The 17,165-nt window shown below is 66.7% G+C and carries 6 protein-coding genes and 1 pseudogene; 5 read left to right on the forward strand and 2 right to left on the reverse strand.

Annotation, left to right across the window (positions count from 1 at the left end; genetic code table 11):
- Window positions 1-103 precede the first annotated feature (103 nt).
- Window positions 104-10,840 carry a LamG-like jellyroll fold domain-containing protein gene (locus ABUL08_RS05165; protein ID WP_350935002.1) on the forward strand — a complete coding sequence of 3,579 codons (10,737 nt, stop codon included), beginning with the start codon at window positions 104-106 and terminating at the stop codon, window positions 10,838-10,840.
- Between the two features lie 419 nt (window positions 10,841-11,259).
- Here the strand turns inward: ABUL08_RS05165 and ABUL08_RS05170 are convergent.
- Both ABUL08_RS05170 and ABUL08_RS05175 read right to left on the reverse strand, forming a co-directional pair.
- Window positions 11,260-11,511 (reverse strand): annotated as a pseudogene (locus ABUL08_RS05170) (IS3 family transposase); the annotation flags it as partial.
- 171 nt (window positions 11,512-11,682) lie between these two features.
- Window positions 11,683-12,102: a DUF4259 domain-containing protein gene (locus ABUL08_RS05175; RefSeq protein ID WP_350935004.1), complete on the reverse strand. Its 420-nt coding sequence runs from the start codon at window positions 12,100-12,102 to the stop codon at window positions 11,683-11,685.
- A 77-nt stretch (window positions 12,103-12,179) separates the two neighbouring features.
- Between ABUL08_RS05175 and ABUL08_RS05180 the strand changes: the two genes are divergently transcribed.
- The 4 genes from ABUL08_RS05180 (at window position 12,180) to ABUL08_RS05195 (ending at window position 17,102) form a co-directional block, all read left to right on the forward strand.
- Window positions 12,180-12,617, forward strand: coding sequence for a hypothetical protein (locus ABUL08_RS05180; RefSeq protein ID WP_350935007.1), 438 nt, complete (start codon window positions 12,180-12,182; stop codon window positions 12,615-12,617).
- A 13-nt stretch (window positions 12,618-12,630) separates the two neighbouring features.
- Window positions 12,631-13,299, forward strand: coding sequence for a CbrC family protein (locus tag ABUL08_RS05185; protein ID WP_350935009.1), 669 nt, complete (start codon window positions 12,631-12,633; stop codon window positions 13,297-13,299).
- Between the two features lie 96 nt (window positions 13,300-13,395).
- On the forward strand, window positions 13,396-13,677 hold the full coding sequence (locus tag ABUL08_RS05190) for a trypco2 family protein (RefSeq protein ID WP_350935011.1): 282 nt from the start codon (window positions 13,396-13,398) through the stop codon (window positions 13,675-13,677).
- Between the two features lie 8 nt (window positions 13,678-13,685).
- Window positions 13,686-17,102: a tetratricopeptide repeat protein gene (locus ABUL08_RS05195; protein WP_350935013.1), complete on the forward strand. Its 3,417-nt coding sequence runs from the start codon at window positions 13,686-13,688 to the stop codon at window positions 17,100-17,102.
- Window positions 17,103-17,165 lie beyond the last annotated feature (63 nt).

The raw sequence follows: 17,165 nt of genomic DNA on the forward strand, positions 1-17,165 counted from the left end.
ACCAACGGGGAGGGCTGCCATGGGCGGTCAGCGTGTTCATGCCGCGCGTCGTGGGGCGACCGGGCAGAGTTCGGCCCGGTCCGGCGTCCGTCGCCTGGCCACTGTGCTGGTGGTGGTGCTGGCGCTCCTCACAGCCGCGCCCCGTCAATCGATGCCGCCCACCGTTGGTAGTGGCTGGCCGCTTAGCTGGTTGACCAGCGTGTGGTCGCTGCGTGCGTCCTGGGGCGCTGAGCCGTCCACCCCGCAGCAGAAGTCTGGTAAGGCGTCCGGCGGGCACTACGTGCCGGCGGCTCGGGTCCGCGCCCGACCGAGCGGAGAACGGGCCAAGGGCGAACTCGCCCGCTTCCAGCCGCACCGGCCGACCTCTCAGGTGCGGACGACCGGACCCGGCCGGCAGGGCTACAACGTCCGCACCAGTAAGCGGTTGATGCCGGCCTCCACCGCCACCACCGACGTCTTCCAGAATGCTGATGGCTCAGTCACCCGGCGCGTCTACCAACGGCCGGTCAACTGGCGTGACACCGACGGCACCTGGCACGCCATCGACTCGACGATCGTTCAGCGACCCGACGGCCGCTTCACCGTCAAGGCCCACCCGCTCGGCGTCACCTTCGCCGCCACCGGTACGACCGGGCAGCCCCTGGTTGATGTAGCGCTCGATAGCGACCGCAGCCTCGGCTATGACCTGGCCGGTGCGACTCTGGGCACCACCCGGGTCGACGGCACCGAACTCACCTACGAGCGGGTCCTGCCCGATGTGGACGTCCGGCTCGCAGCGGCCGGCACCGACATCAAGGAGAGCCTGGTCCTGCGCTCGGCGCAGGCGCCTACCGAGTACGTCTACCCGCTGCATCTGCGCGGGCTGACCGCCCGCATCGACGAGGACGGCAACGCCGTGTTCGTCGGGCCGGACGGTTCGGAGGCCGCCCGGATGCCGGTCGGCTACCTCGAGGACGCCAGCGTCGACGCCTCCGGCGTCGGCGCCATTTCGCACGCCGTGCGATACGACCTCGTCCCGTACGGGGCCGGGCAGGCGCTGAAGGTCACCGTCGACGGTGCTTGGTTGCGCGATCCGAAGCGGAAGTTCCCGGTGCTGCTGGATCCGTCCACCGGGACGATCAAGACGGCAACCGGCGACACCTACGTGCAGTCGGACGTCACGGAAAGCCAGCGCTACACCGAGGACAACGTGGCCGCCGGCACGTTCAACGGGACCGCCACCGGCAAGGCGCGGGCCCTGCTGCCGTTCTCCACCTTCGGTACTACGTACGCGGGCAAGAAGCTCAGCGCGGCCGACCTGAACGTGTTCATGAGCTACCAGGGAATCGGCAACGGGGTTTGCGTCGCCCGCCGTTTCGACGTCTATCGGGTGACGCAGAACTGGTGGGCCTCCAGCGTCAAGTTCAACACGTTCCCTTCACTGTCGGGCTCCATCGGCAATGCTTCGCCCTCCAGTACGGCCGCGTGCGGAAACAGCGCCAAGACCCGAAACGTGGGTACGTGGGTGTCGGTGCCGTTGACCGTCAGCGAGGTCAACGAGTGGGTGACCGGCGGTGGCACCTACGGGCTGGCAATCCAGGCCAGTGAGACAGACACCGCGGCGTGGAAGCGCTTCACCTCGGCGGACTCGCCGCTGAACTGCACGCACGCCACCTACGGCACGATCTCCTGTACGCCGTTCATCGACGTCACCTACACCGACAACGTCGCCCCGCAGGTCGACGTGCGCTACCCGGCGGACAACTACACCGTCGGCACGCTCACTCCGGAGCTGGCCGCGAGCGGTCACGACTCCGACGCCTGGCCGAATAAGGGTTTGCGCTACACGTTCGTGGTCAAGGATTCCGCGGGCACCCAGGTCGCGACCTCCGGCTGGGTGACGACCGGGGTCTGGAAGGTGCCAGCGGGCGTGCTGGCCTGGGGCAAGACCTACACCTACACGGTGCAGGTCAACGACTGGTCCACCACCGGTCCGGCCTCGCCGGTGGCATACGCCTTCACCACCGCGGTTCCGCAGCCGATGATCAGCGCGGATCTAGCGCAGAACGGCGGTAAGGGTTACGAGGCGAGCACCGGCAACTACACCACCTCGGACAGCGACGCCGAGGTCGCCACCGCCGGTCCCGCGCTGTCGATCAGCCGTGACTACAACAGCCGGGACGTTCGGGCCGACAGCGCGTTCGGCCAGGGTTGGTCGTCGCTGCTCGACATGCAGGTGCGGGAGGAGCCTGACCCGACCGGCACGGTGCAGACCGTCGCGGTGCGGTACCCCTCGGGGGAGGAGATCGCGTTCGGCCGCAACACCGACGGCACATTCACACCGCCGTCCGGCCGCTTCTCCGTATTCAAGCCGATGACCGGCGGATACTCGCTGACCGACAAGGACGCCACAGCCTACGAGTTCACCCGGTCGGTCGGCGGGGGCGTCTACCGGCTCACCCGGATCGCGGACGCGTCCGGCCGCGCCGAGAACCTGCGCTACGACACCAACGGACTGATCGACCTGATCACGTCAGCCTCATCGGGGCGAACCCTGGCCGTGACCTGGTCCACCCCCACCGGCGCCGCCGACCCCCACGTGGCGACGGTCACCACCGACCCTGTCACCCCAGGCGATTCCACCACTCGTCTGACGTGGAACTACGGGTATGACAAGGACCTGCTGACCAGGGTATGTCCCCCCGGCACGACCACCGACTGCACCCGGTACGAGTACACCAATGCATCGCAGTACGAGGCGACCACCCTCAACGCCGGTCCGTACTCGTACTGGCGGTTGACCGAACCGGCTGGTGCAACCAGCGCGATGAGCGCGGTCCTCTCCAACGACGGCGCCGACAACGCCACCTACAACAACATCACCCTCGGCACGTCCGGCCCATTGGCCAGCTCGGCGGCGACAGCGGCCACCTTTAACGGCACCAGCTCCAGCATGCAGCTCCGGCAAAAGTTGGTCACCGAGGCGTCGTACCAGTCGATGAGCCTGTGGTTCAAGACCAGCACAGCCGGCGGAGTGCTGCTGGGCTACTCAGACGATGCGGTCGCGCCGGGCGCCACGACGGCTAAGGCGTACGTGCCGGCCCTCTACGTCGGCACCGACGGCAAACTGCGCGGCGAGTACTTCGTGAACCCCACGTCGGCGATGGCCTCCAGCACCGTCGTCACCGATGACCGATGGCACCACGTGGTGCTGGCCGGTAGCGGCGGCAACCAGACCTTATACCTCGACGGCGCGGTCGCCGGCACCCTGACCGGCACCATCAACATGAACTTCACCGGCATCCCGAATGTCTACGTCGGCGCCGGCTTCCTCGGCGGCGGTTGGCCCGCCCAACCGAACACCACCGGCACCGCCTCGTTCTTCAACGGGTCGATCGCCGAGGTGGCAATGTTCAACAAGACGGTGACCGCGGACACCGTCACCGCGATGTGGAACAGCGGACGGACCGCAGCCCCCTCACTGTCACAGATCACCAGCGAAGCCGGCCGCGTCCAGGCGCAGGTGACCTACGCCCCGGTCTCCGGCCGGGTCGGCCAGATCACCGACGAGAACGGCGGCACCTGGCAGATCGGTGTACCGCAGGGCATCTCGTCCAGCCAGGGCTACGTCTCCGCCGTCCTCGGTACCCGCCCGCGCGACTACTTCCGGCTCGGCGACATCGACGCCCCGGCCGACGCGGTCAACGAGGTCGCCGGCGGCTCCATGCAGTACCACAACGTCACGTTCGACACCACGCAACCGAACACCACGAGCCCGTTCCCCGACCGCTTCGGCGCGGTGTTCAACGGCACCTCGTCGTATGTCAGTGGTACCGGGACCGCTGCGGTGGGCACCACGGACAACCCGGCCTCGGTGGAGATGTGGTTCCGCATCCCGGCCGGCACCGCGAGGAGCGGCGTGCTGTACAGCGTTAACAGCACGCCCACCAGCTCGTCGAACGTGCCCGCGCTGTACGTCGGTTCAGACGGCATCCTGCGCGGGGGCCTGGAACAGACTGGCGCTGCCATCACGATGACCTCCGGCACCACCAAGGTCAACGACGGCAAGTGGCACCACGTCGTGCTGGGCAAGAGTTGGCCCTATGCTCAGGCGCTCTACCTGGACAACAAGCTCGTCGCGAGCACGACCCAAACCTCTCAGGGCGGTGCAAAGCCGGCCTATATCGGCGCCGGCTACACCTCGGGCCTGGCCGGGTCGTCCGGCTCGACCAGTTACTTCACCGGTGACATCGCCGAGTTCGCGTTCTACGACAAGCTGCTCACCGCTGCCCAGGTCAACGCTCACTACGAGGCGTCGAAGGCGGTGGGGTCCCCCACGGCCGACACCACCGGCCCGACCCTGACCCCGGTCTCCAAGGTCACCGTCACTGACCCGGGCGGCAAGGTCGCCACCCGGTACTTCGACCTGGTCAACGGCAACCGGCTGATCGCCGACACCGATGTGCTGGGCAACACCACCAGCTACGGCTACGACGTGGGCGGCTTCGCCTCCGTCGAATACGACCCGCTGGGCCAGCTCACCGAATCCGGCAAGGACGTGCGGGGCAACACGATCCGCTCGACCACCTGCGCGCGACCGCACAACGACGAACTCAGCGAGTGCGACACCACGTACTACAGCTACTGGCCGGACGCGACGACCATCCAGCTCACGCCGGACGCCCGCAACGACCAGATCACCGACATCCGCGACCCGCGCTCACGCAACGACAAAGACGAGCGCTACCGTACGAAATTCACCTACGACACCGCCGGCAACCGCACCTCCATGGTGTCGCCGCCGGTGGCCGACTTCCCTGCCGGCCGCACCGTGTCGATGACCTACACGACGGCTACCACCGCCGCCCAGGGTGGCGGTGTCACCCCGCCGGGACTGCCGGCTACCACCACCTCGGCCGCAGGCGCGGTCCAGCGGACCGACTACAACTCCGCCGGCGATGCCGTACGGATCACCGACGCCTCCGGACTGATCACCGAGTTCACGTACGACGGTCTCGGACGTGCGATCACCCGCAAGGTCATCTCCGACACCTACCCAGCCGGGCTAGTCACAACGTTCCACTACGACGCCGACGGTCAGGTCACCGAGTCCACTGAGCCGCCGGTAACGAACCGAGTGACCGGCGCGGTGCACACGCTGCACACCGTCGACACCTTCGACGCCGACGGCAACGTACTCACCCGCACCCAGCAAGACCTCACCGGCGGCGACGCCGACCGGACCGTGACCAACAGCTACGACGAACACGGTCGGCTGGTGAAGGTCATCGACCCCGTCGGCACCGTCACGCTGCAGGACTACGACGCCTACGGCAACCAGGTCACCGAGACGACCTGCGACAGCGACCCCGTACCGTCCGCACCCTGCCCCGCCGCTGACGTCCTGCGTCAGCTCCGCAGCACCTACGACGGCGAGGGTCAGATCCTCACCGCCACCCTCACCGGCAAGGACGGCAGCACCACCCAGCTCATGTCCCGGGCCTACTACGCCAACGGAGACCTGGCGTCCGAGACCGACGCGATGAACTGGACCACCAAGTACGACTACTACAGCGACGGCAAGCTGAAGAAGGTCAGCCGGACAGACGGCGTCACCACCCAGGTCCTGGAGGAAAACACCTACGACCAGGCCGGCAACCTGGCCGTCAAGAAGGAGAACAACGGCGCCACCACCACCAGCTACCTGTACGACCCCGCAAGTCGCCTGGTCTCGTCGACCGTCAGCCCCGACGGAGTCGACCGCACCAGCACATACCTGTACGACGGCGACGACCACGTCACCGCGACCCGCACCCTGTCCGGCGCGAAACGGTCGGTGCTGACCACCACCCGCACCGGATACGACCCGATGGGCCGACCCACGTCCAGCAGCATCGGCAAGACCGCCGACAGCGGCCCGGTCGGCTGGTGGAAGCTCGACGAAACCAGCTACGACGACAACGCAGGCTTCCTCGGCGCCCGGCCATTCGTCAGCTACGACTCCTCCCCGTCGCACAACGACATGGAGTTCACCGCCTCAACGGTGTCCACCAGCGGCGGCGCGGCGACGTTCACCACCGCAGGGAACATGCAGACCCCGAACAAGGTGCTCGACACGACCGGGTCCTACTCGGTATCGGCCTGGGTGAAGGCCGGCAACCTCACCGCTACGCAGACTGCGCTCGGCCAGGGCGGCACCAACAACGCCGCGTTCTCCCTCCAGTACAACAGCAGCCTCGCCAAATGGGCGTTCAGCGCACCCGCCACGGACTCGGCGACACCCTCGACCACCTACTCGGCGACGTCAGCGACCGCTGTCGCCGCCAACACCTGGGTACACATGGTGGCCGTCTTCGACGCCGCCACCAAACGGATGTCGCTCTACGTCAACAACGTCGCCGGCACCTCGGTGACCAACCCGACGCCGTTCGCCTCCGCCACAGGGCTGACCATCGGCGGCAACTCATGGAACACCGGCGGCAGCACCTTCGTCGGCTCGGTCGACAACGTGCAGGTTTACCAGCGGGCGCTGTCCACCGCCGAGGTGTCAACCCTCTACAACGGCGGCAACGGACGCGCCGCAGCGGCGCTGTGGACCAACGAGCTGACCACCGTGAACACCGTGGACAAGCGCGGTCTCACCACCGCCGTCCAGGACCCGTTGAACAACGTCACCAACTACGACTACGACGAGGCCGACCACGCCGTACAGACCGTCGCTCCGACGGTCACCACGGAGTCGTTCGGGGCGGCGACCGTCAACGCCCGCCCGGTGAGCCGGATCGGCTACAACGCCTTCGGCGAGCAGGTCGAGGTGCAGGACGCCAACGGCAACGTCACCCAGAGCCGGGTCGACGCGCTGGGCCGCCCATACCAAATGATCATGCCGGACTACACCCCTCCTGGCGGCGGCACCCCGATCCTGGGTGCCCACACCACCACCACTTACGACAAGCTCGGTCAGGTCTCCGCCAGCACCGACCCGCTAAACAAGACCACCACCTTCGAGTACGACGCGCTCGGCAACGCCACGAAGGTGACCGGGCCGACCGGCCAATTCGCGACCGCGGCCTACGACAAAGTGGGTGACCTGCTCGAGTCCGTCGATGCGACCGGCGCGAAGACCACTGCCACCTACGACATGCTCGGCCGCACGCTGACCAGCAGCGACGTGGTGCGCCAGCCGACCCCGGTCACCAACACCACCACCTACGACTACGGCACCGGCGCGTACGGCACCGGACCGTGGCTGCAGAAAGTCACCACACCCGAGGGCGTCGCCACCTCCTACGGTTACAACTCCGTCGGCGAGACGATCAGCGTCAAGGACGGGGCGAACAACACCACCCTGATGGACCACGACGGCCTCGGCCGGGTAGCCAAGACCACCAACCCAGACTCCACCAAGCAGGTCCTCACCTACGACGCCGCTGGCCGGCAAACCCGAGCACAGCAACTCGACCCCGCCAACGCGGTTCTGATCACCCAGTCGGCCGGCTACGACGACAACGGCAACCTCACATCGACCACGGACGCCCGCAACACCACCACCACGTTCACGTACGACGCGATGGGCCGGATGACCGGCGAGAACCAGCCGACCACGGCCACCACCTCGCTCCAGACCTCCTTCGGCTACGACGCGGCCGGCAACCGCACCCGATTCACCGATGGTCGTGCCGTCAGCTTCTGGACTACGTACAACTCCTGGAGCAGGCCAGAGTCCCGGATCGAGCCGACCACCGCGGCATACCCGGACCTGACCGACCGCACATTCAGCGTGGCCTACGACGCGGCGGGACGGGTGACCGACCAGCTGGCGCCGGGCGCGGTACGCGTACACAACGACTACGACGACCTTGGCCGGTTGACCGGGCAGACCGGCACCGGCGCTGAGGCAGCGACCGAGAGCCGCAGCTTCGGCTACGACGACGCCGGCCGAGTCACCTCGCTGTCGGTGCCCTCCGGAACCAACACCATCACCTACGACGACCGAGGGCTGCCCCTGTCCATCAGCGGCCCACAGGAGAGCGTCTCCTTCGCGTACAACCGGGACGGCAACCTCAGCTCGCGGACCGACGCAGCCGGCGCCACCACCTTCGGCTATGACGGCGCCGGCCGATTGCGCACCGCCGCGAACACCACCACCGGCGTCAACCTGACCGTCGGCTACAACCCCATGTCACAAGTCGCCTCCGTGACCTACGGCTCGGGCAACGTCCGGACGCTGGGCTACGACTACCTTCACCGCCTGAAGACCGACACGCTCAAAAACGCGGCAGGCACCACCACTCTCGGCTCCATCACCTACGGCTACGACAACAACGGCAACGAGACGTCGAAGGTGACCACCGGCTTCGCCGGCTCCGGCTCGAACACCTATACCTACGACCTGGCCGACCGGCTGACGTCGTGGAACAACGGCACCACCACCCTTGGCTACGCCTACGACGGTGCCGGTAATCGCACCCAAGCCGGCTCGAAGACCTACACCTACGACGCCCGCAACCAGCTCCTGACCGGCAGCGGCGGCGTGACGTACGCCTACACCGCGCGGGGCACCCTCAAGCAGACCTCGTCCGGGACGGGTGTACTCACCACAGTCTCAGATGCGTTCGGGCAGGTGCTCTCCCAGCAGGCGCAGACTGGTACCAGTACCTATTCGTACGACGCGCTGGGCCGAGCAAGGCAGCCCAGCTTCCGATACAGCGGGCTCGGCAACGACCTCGCCCAGGACACGGGCACTACGTACACGCGAGGCCCGGGCGGAGAACTGCTGGCCGAGGGCGCCGGCAACGGAGCGAACTCGGTATACGCCTGGACCGATCAGCACGACGACGTAGTCGGGCAATTCACGGCCACCGGCACGACGCTGAGCGGCTCGCGAACCTACGACCCACTCGGGGCCGTCATCGCGACCTCCGGACTGCTCGGCAACCTCGGATACCAGTCCGAGTGGACCGACACGACCACAGGCCGGATCAACATGCTGGCCCGCTGGTATAACCCCGACACGGGACAGTTCGACATCCGCGACACCGCGAACAACGACCCCACCCCGGACTCGATCAACGCCAACCGATTCCAGTACGGCGACGGAAACCCGCTGACCACCACCGACCCCACCGGTCACTGGGGCTGGCCCAGCTGGAAGTCCGTGGTCAACGTCGTGACCCACCCGGTCGCGGCCGTGCAAGCAGTCGCGACGTACACCTACAACACGGCCGTTAGCAACTACCACGCGGCGGTCAACACCTACCACTACGTGGCATCCGGCAAGGCGTGGAAGGACGTCAAACGGGGCGCGAAAAAGCTCGGCCACAAGATGAAGCGGGCCTCCCACTTCGCATGGGAAACCACCAAACGGTGGGCGAAGAAGAAGGCCCAAAAGGTTGTCGACGCCTATCACGCTACAAAGAGCTGCCTGGCCAAGGGCGCCTCCAAATGCGTGACGACAGCCGCTAAGAAGGCCGTCAAGCAAGCCGTAACGAGCGCCAAGTCCACGGTCGCTGCGATCAAGAAGGACCCGTGGAAGTTCGTCGCCACCGCCGCGGTGGCCATCGCCGCCACGGTCGCGGTAGGCGCGCTGTGCGCCACCGGCGTCGGTTGCCTGATTCTGGCCGGTGCGGTCGCCGGAGCCGCCTCCTCCGGCGCCGGCTACATCGTGGACGTCGCCCGCGGCGACGAAGAGTTCTCCTGGAGAGGGCTGGCCGGCACCATGATCGAGGGCGGCCTGGACGGTGCCCTGTCGGCCGGCATGAGCAAGTTCACCGGCGGTGCCACCAAGCTGCTCGGCGGTGCGGCCAGCCGGGTGCCAGGCATCGGGTCCAAGCTGCCATCCCTGGGGCGCGGCAGGAACCTGCACGGCGGGGATGAGCCGAATCCTGCCGCCCGGCCCCGCTCCCGCGGGGAGGAGCGGGAGCCCTCGTCCGGCGGATCCACCAGCAGATGCCCGACGCCTCACAGCTTCGATCCGGACACCCGGGTCCTGATGGCTGATGGTTCCAGCAAGGCGATCAAGGACATCGATCTGGGCGATAAGGTTGCAGCTACCGACCCCGAAGCGAAACGAACCGAGCCGAAGCCAGTAACCGCCCTGCACCACAACCAAGACCGGGACCTGACCAACGTCACCGTCAAGGACGACGAGTCGGGCAAGACGACCGAACTGAAGACCACGCAGCATCATCCGTTCTGGGACGTCACCGATGCCACCTGGGTTGACGCGGCTGAGCTGACCGTCGGTCACCAGTTGCTCGCGCACGACGACCAGAAGCTGGAGGGTGATGGCACCGGCGCAGGCATGGGAGGCGGCGGGCCTGGAAAGCAAGTCAGCGTCGTCGCAGTGGAGAACCACACCGGCGAAGAGGACATGCGCGACCTGACGGTCGCCGACATCCACACGTACTATGTGCTAGCCGGCACCACGCCGGTGCTCGTCCATAACGTTGATCTAGGTGCCCTGAATTCCTGTCCCGTTTCATCTACAACCCACTGGGCGGACGTAACGGTAACGGATTCTAGGGGAACCATTGTCCACGATTACTCGATCCGGAGTGGAGCGCAACGCCCATCGGAGGCGGCCATCGGTCGGGGTGGGGAGACTCTGAGTCATACCGAGAACCGCGCAGCGAGAATGTCTGGCGGTGTTCCGAGCTACGGTCTCCAAATCGTTCGCGATGATGAATTCTTTATGGAGAGGCCCGCGCCGCTGGATGGCCATGTAGTGATTCAGGGGACTCGGCCGCCCTGTTCGAGTTGCCAGGGTGCAATGAATCGCGCGGCGGAGGATACCGGTGCTACCTTCACGTACTTCTGGGAGCATGAAGGTGAAGTCCGAGTCTGGCAAAGTACGAGATAAGCCGTGCTTGAGCAGCTATTCGGAGGTGGAGATGGCTAACGAGAGCCGTGTGGATCCGGTTGAAATTCTGGCCCGGGTTGGAGGGGTTCTGCCCGGTATCGGAGGCAGCGAGAGGGCATTTCAGGTTGTGTTGGATAAGATTCGCAAGGCGGGATGGGAGTTAAGTGAATCGAGTTATCGCGACGCTCCTGGATCCACTGAATGTGGATCTGTCCTGATTGAAGGAATTAAGTACCTCGTCCACTATGGTCCTCGGGTGCGCCGAGACCTGATCGATGATTCGGGAGGAGAGCTTACGCAGCGCCCGATCCTTGGGTACGCGGCGTGGGTGGAACCCAGCCTCAGTGACTACAGTATCGAATAGAGCTGTTGAATCGGGCGCGCGTCGGGTCTCCTGCACCGATAGGTGACAGTTCCAGTCACGCGGCCTGACTGGCCGGTCGAGCCAGGATGGTTTCGGACCCGATATGGGTCATCCGGGACAGGGCTCGTTGGCGTCGACGGCGATGGTGGGTCCGTTCGACCGAGGTCCCGATCGCGGTCCTCAACTGCTGCCGGGTCGTCTAGGCTCGGCGGTCGAGGACGTTGTTCTGCAGGGGTCCGAAGAGCGATTCCATGACGGCGTTGTCGTCGGCGGCGCCGACTCTGCCCATCGACCCGGTCACGTTGTGTTGGTTGGTCACGGCCGCTGCTCCTGGCCGTTATGGCGCGGGATCGCGCGCGAACTCGTCGGCGCTGCGCCGCCACGGCATGCCCATGCCCGTCACCAAGGTCCCCGGCCGCTTCGGACGGAGGTACGCAGCGATAGCTGCGTGCCGCCGGGACGTTGCACCAGCTGCCCACTACGCCGTCAGGACTCTGCTCAGGCCGCGGACGGTGTCGAAGGCCGGGTTGACGTCCCCGGCGTTGGTGTCCTGCCACAGGTCGCGCCATTCGGAATCCGCGGCCATGATCCGGTCGAGGGCCCTCACTGCGAGTACCGCCAGGTCGTCGGGCAGATCGAGCCGGCCGCCGTTCAGCAGGAAGTCCGGCGCGTACGGGGAGGTGATCGGCTGCCCGCCGGGCTGCTGCGCGGCCACGATCGCGGCTGCGGCGATCGCCTCGCAGGCGATGTCGGCGTTCAGGTAGCCGTCCTCGCCAGCGGCTCGGTTCAGTGCCTCGCGGACCAGCACCGGGCGCTTGGCCACGTCGGCGTCGTCGAGGTCACCACACCAGTCAGCAGCGGTGTCGTTGTCGAACGGTCCGCTGTCCCAGGTCCCCACGAAGCCTCCAAGATCGGTTGCGCGGCATTCTCGCACCGGCCACCGACAGGTTGAACTAAGGCGGCTATGGTGCGCGGATGGCGATCGACGGGTCGGGGCCGCGGCGGCCGGGGACGGCAGCGGCCGAGTTCGACGCGTATCTGCGGGAGTTCCGGGCGGGCGGTTATCCGGTGGCCCGGGTCGTCCACGTGGCGTGTGCGCGGTGCGGCGGGTCGGAGTTCGGGGTGCGGGTCGACGACGAAGCCGGCTACGTCGACCGTACCTGCCACTTGTGCGGTGACCGGTGGGTCATGCTCGATGCCCTTGACGTCGCCGAGGACGCCGATCCCGGTGACGCCGCTTGCCTGTGCGGCGGTGAGCGGTTCGACGTTGCGGTGGGGTTTGCGCTGCGCGAGGACGGTGAGGTGCGGTGGGTGTCGGTGGCGTTGCGCTGCACCGCGGACGGCGTCATCGGGGTCTACGCCGATTGGAAAATCGACTACTCGCCCAGCGGTCACCTCATGGCCCGGGTCTGACAGGAGTGGTCGAGTGCCACAGCCCCGGTTCCGTTACCACCCCGATCCGGTCGCGACCGGATCGGCCGTTCCCACGGTTGAGGCGTGCGTACTGTGCGGGATTGCGCGTGGCTGGCGGTACGCCGGGCCGATCTACGGCCGCCAGGTCGACGTGCTCTGCCTGTACTGCATCGCCTCGGGTGAGGCGGCGCGGGCATTGACGGGCGGCGTCGACTTCCCGTGCATGTTCACCGACGCGACCGACGTGCCACCAGGCGTTCCGTTCGCGGTCGTGGAGGAGGTCACGCAACGCACGCCGGGGTTCGTCTCCTGGCAGCAGCCGAGCTGGCTGTATCACTGCGGCGACGGCGCAGCGTTTCTCGGCGCGGCCGGATACGAGGAGCTACGCGCCCACCCTGATGCGTTGGAGATGATCCGGGACGATCTTCACCGGCTCGGGTGGCCGGCGGATCAGGCCGAAGCGATGCTGCGGCGGATGGATCGCAGCGGTGAGCCGGCGGCGATCCTGTTTCGGTGCCTGCACTGCGGCGTGCACCTGGCCTCCTGGGAAATGGTACATGCTGACGTCGAGGCGAGCGTGCAGGTGCTCGGCCCGGGTCATGAGACGACCGTCGGGCGGCACGCCGGAGCTGTCGGCTACCGGACATGCCCATACGCGGGCCGCCCCCGCATTCCTGCTTAGGGTGGAACTCCCGAGTAGTTCTACCCCGGGCAGGCACCTGCTCTTGCTAGCCCCACTGCCCCTCGACCCCTTGGAGGAGCCTTGCAGAAAATCGGCTTGGCAGACGCCATCACGGCCCTACGCGAGGAACTGACGACAGCCATCGAGGCAGCCGGAGCAGAGAATCTGCGGTTCAAGGTCGGCGAGATGAGCGTCGAGTTCGAGATAGCCGTCGAGCGGACGTCAGGTGGGCGAGGTGGGCTGAAGTTCTGGGTTATCGAGGCCGGGGGTGAACACAGCCACACCGGCACGCGGACCCACCGCATCACCGTGCCCTTGACGCCGGTACGCGTAGACGGGCTCCCTGTTCTTACCGGGGAGCAGCAGTTGCCGGGCTAGACGCTGCCATGTTCGACTTTCGACGTGCCGTCGAGGTGCTGGTCGTTCCGAAGGTGGAGGATGCCCGGCCGGGATACGGCTCGGGATTCGGATTGGGTGCCGGCCTCGTCCTCACCTGCGCGCACATCTTTCCCGCGGACAGGGCAGCATACGATGTGGTCCTGCGCGACACGGCCGGCGCACAGATTCCCGCATCCGTCGCCTGGGTAGCCCGATCAGTCGATCTGGCATTGCTGCGATTGGTTAACCCGACGGCGCTGCCCACATCAACTGTGCCGATCCGGGCCCTTCGCCCCGGCACCGGCAGCCGGCTCGACTTTGTGATGTACGGATGGCCTCGCGCTGGTGACGTCGCGGGAGCGGCACTGACGCGGCGCGAGCCGGTGGAGGTCACTGGAGAGATCCGGCTCGCGGAGTTCGCGGGCACGAAGACGGGTCTGCTGCGGTTGCGGCCCACGGAAAGCTACCCGTCGATGGACGACGGGAGCTACTGGCAGGGGATGTCCGGCGCGGCCGTCTTCTGCCAGGGAGCAGTGATTGCCGCCCAGGTTTCCCAGCCCCAACGACCGCTCACTGGCTACCTGCACGCCCGACCACTTCTACCCGAAGGTTTGGCCACTCCTGACGACGATGGCATGTCAGGACTTGACCTCCTTGCCGATGCTGGTAGCCGGGTCGATCCGCACGCCTTCGTCGAAGACCCGGCCTGGGCCGACACGCTGCAACACCACCGCAATGTCCTCTTCGGTGGTCCGCTACCGGAGGCGCCTGCCCGCCCTGCCGATCCGCTCCCGTCCTGGTTACTCGATCCACGCAATCACGCAGTCGATTTCATCCCCCCACCTGAGTTCGAAGAGATGCTGCACTGGTGCGTCGACGAAGTCGCGGAATCCCCGCCCGTGCGGCTGCTGTACGCCCCCGGAGGTACCGGCAAGACGCGCTTCGGCATCGAGCTCGCTGTCACACTGCAGCGCCGGGGTTGGACAGCAGGAGTCGTTTCCAGCAAGGACACATTCGACAGGCTTGTACAGCATCTCCGGTACGCGACCGATGAGGGAGTTCGGGTCTTCGTGGCCGTCGACTACGCCGAGACGGGCATAGATCGGCTGAGGGATCTCCTGACCACGCTGGCGGCGACCCGCTCCGGGGCAGCACGCGTGCTGTTGCTCGCACGGTCCCCCGGTAGATGGTGGGACGGCTTCGCTGTCGGCACGAGTGCCTACAACATGATGAACCCAGAGCCGTTCACACTCACCACCGTCGAGCTGTCCAACGCCAGCCAGGTGTTCTCGGCAGCCTACGTCCAGTTCCGCCGAGAGTTGCTCAATAGTGTTGAAAAGCGAGAGGCCCCTGCGCTTCCCGACGTGGTACATCCCCGCGTCCTCGACCTGCACGCTGCTGCGCTGGCGAAGGTCCTTGACGAACGCCGAGGCACGCACACGCCAGGTCAGGCGGGGCCCCTGGAGTCCGTGCTGGCGCACGAGCGGCACTACTGGCGGCTGGCACTGCTGCAAGAAGGGGTCCACCTATCGCCCAATGACCGCCTTCTCGACCGCTTACTAGCCGCACCCACACTGCACCCGGCACGGACGTTCGACGATGCACACGACACCATCTCCCGGGTGATGGGCAGTCGAACGTTGTCGTGTCCTACCGAAGACCTCACCCGGCTGCTTGCGGAGTTGTACCCTCCCGACGACGACAGGCATTACTGGCGAGCGATCGTCCCTGACCGGCTTGGTGAGGCGCTGATCGCCCGTACCATGGCTGCGGCTCCCACTGTGGCTATCGCCAGTCGGGAGAGCGCGGAACTCCTGGATGGCGCCGACGTGGAGACGGCAATCCACGCCTTGACCGTTCTGGCGCGGGTCGCGGGATTCAGCGACCAGGCCTCCGCCGCGGAGACGTCCGTCATCCCGGTGACCGAGGTCATCCAACATTTGCTCCAGCGAGAGCCGGAGGCATTCCTTCCCGCTATCGTCGTGGTCGCTGAATCGATCGGACATCCGTCGGAGCTGTCGGACCTCGCAGCAGCCAGCGTCCACACTGTTGATCTTGCCACCCTCAACAACACCGCCAGGCGACTCCCGCCATTCCACACGGGCCTACTCGACCTAGCCGTGACCGTCGAGCGCGAGCGCGTTGCACGGCTCGCGCGGCACATCGACGATAGGGGTACCAGGAACCAGACCCAAGCACGTGTGGACCTGGCGATCGCCCTGAATAACCTGGCGCTTCGCCTCGCCGCCGTCGGCAAGCAAACAGAGGCGTACGCCCAAGCGGAGCGGTCGTTACGCATCACCGAGCAGGCGGCTGGCAACCTACCCGAGGTCCGGCTTCTCGCTGCCGAGGCGGCTGCGCTGGACACACAGGCTCGACTGCTCTCCGCAACAGGCGCCCTTGAACAGGCTGTCCATACCGCCGGAAGAGCCGTCGGCATCTACAGGAAGCTCAGCTCAGATGACCCCGCCAGCTGGGTGCCCCACCTCGTCACGACCCTGCACAACCTGGGCATTCAACAAGCCTCGTCCGGCCTACACCGCGAAGCGCTGACGACGATCGAGGAAGCTACGTCCCTGTACTGCCAGCTCTCGGCCACCTCCGCCCGATGGAAGGGGGAATTGATATCCGCCCTCAACTCACTCGGAGACCTGCTGGCCCAACTGGGACTTCCGGCGGAAGCACTGACTATCTCCGCCGAAGCCGAGCGACTCGCCCGCGCGAGTGCCGAGGACAGTCCCGCGGTATGGCTGCCGGACCACGCGAGCGCTCTCAACTGGCTGGCCATACGACTGGCGGCCATGCAACGGTACGAGGAAGCCGCGTCGGCCAGCGCCGAGTCCGTTGAGCTCTTTCGCCGTCTGGTGGACGTGAACCCCGCCGTCTGGCGAGAGGAACTGGCCACCGCCCTCAACAACCTGGCACTACGGCACAGTGACCTGAACGAGACCCTCCTGGCGCTGGAATGCGCGGAAGAGGCCGTACGCATCCGTCGTATCCTCCGGCGGGACGACGCCGTAACGGACACAGTGCGTCTCGCGCAATCCCTGGGGAACCTTGCGAACTGCCTGGCCGCGCGTGACCGGTACGCAGAGGCGCTGGCAGTCGTCGACGACGCCATTGAGCTGTGCCACGAGCGCCACCGCGCCCGAAGGGGCGGCTCTGCCCTCGATCTGCCGATGATGCTGGCGAACCGGAGCGTCTACCTAGCGGCCTTGAACCGGCATCGGGATGCCATGTCGGCCGTCACGGATGCCCTGGGCGCCTTCCGGGCCGCAACCGACGACACAGCGGTCACGGCTCCCGAACTGTCGGTCCTACTTCGGACCGCCGGTCACCGGCACCGTGCCCTGGGCTTACCGGAGGAATCAGAGGCCCTCCTCAACCTGGCCGCACGCATGGAAGCCGGATTTGCCAGTGCGTGACCCGTCCAATCTTCGGCGCAGCCAGACCCATGCAGCCTCGGAGCCGGTCGACGACAGCGAGGT

The organism is Micromonospora sp. CCTCC AA 2012012 (assembly GCF_040499845.1).
In the GTDB taxonomy this organism is placed as follows: domain Bacteria; phylum Actinomycetota; class Actinomycetes; order Mycobacteriales; family Micromonosporaceae; genus Micromonospora; species Micromonospora mangrovi.

Excerpts from the sequence above, each read along its gene's own strand:
- ABUL08_RS05180 (WP_350935007.1), top strand. The coding sequence starts at position 12,180 with ATGGCGATCGACGGGTCGGGGCCGCGGCGGCCGGGGACGGCAGCGGCC.
- ABUL08_RS05195 (WP_350935013.1), top strand. The coding sequence starts at position 13,686 with ATGTTCGACTTTCGACGTGCCGTCGAGGTGCTGGTCGTTCCGAAGGTG.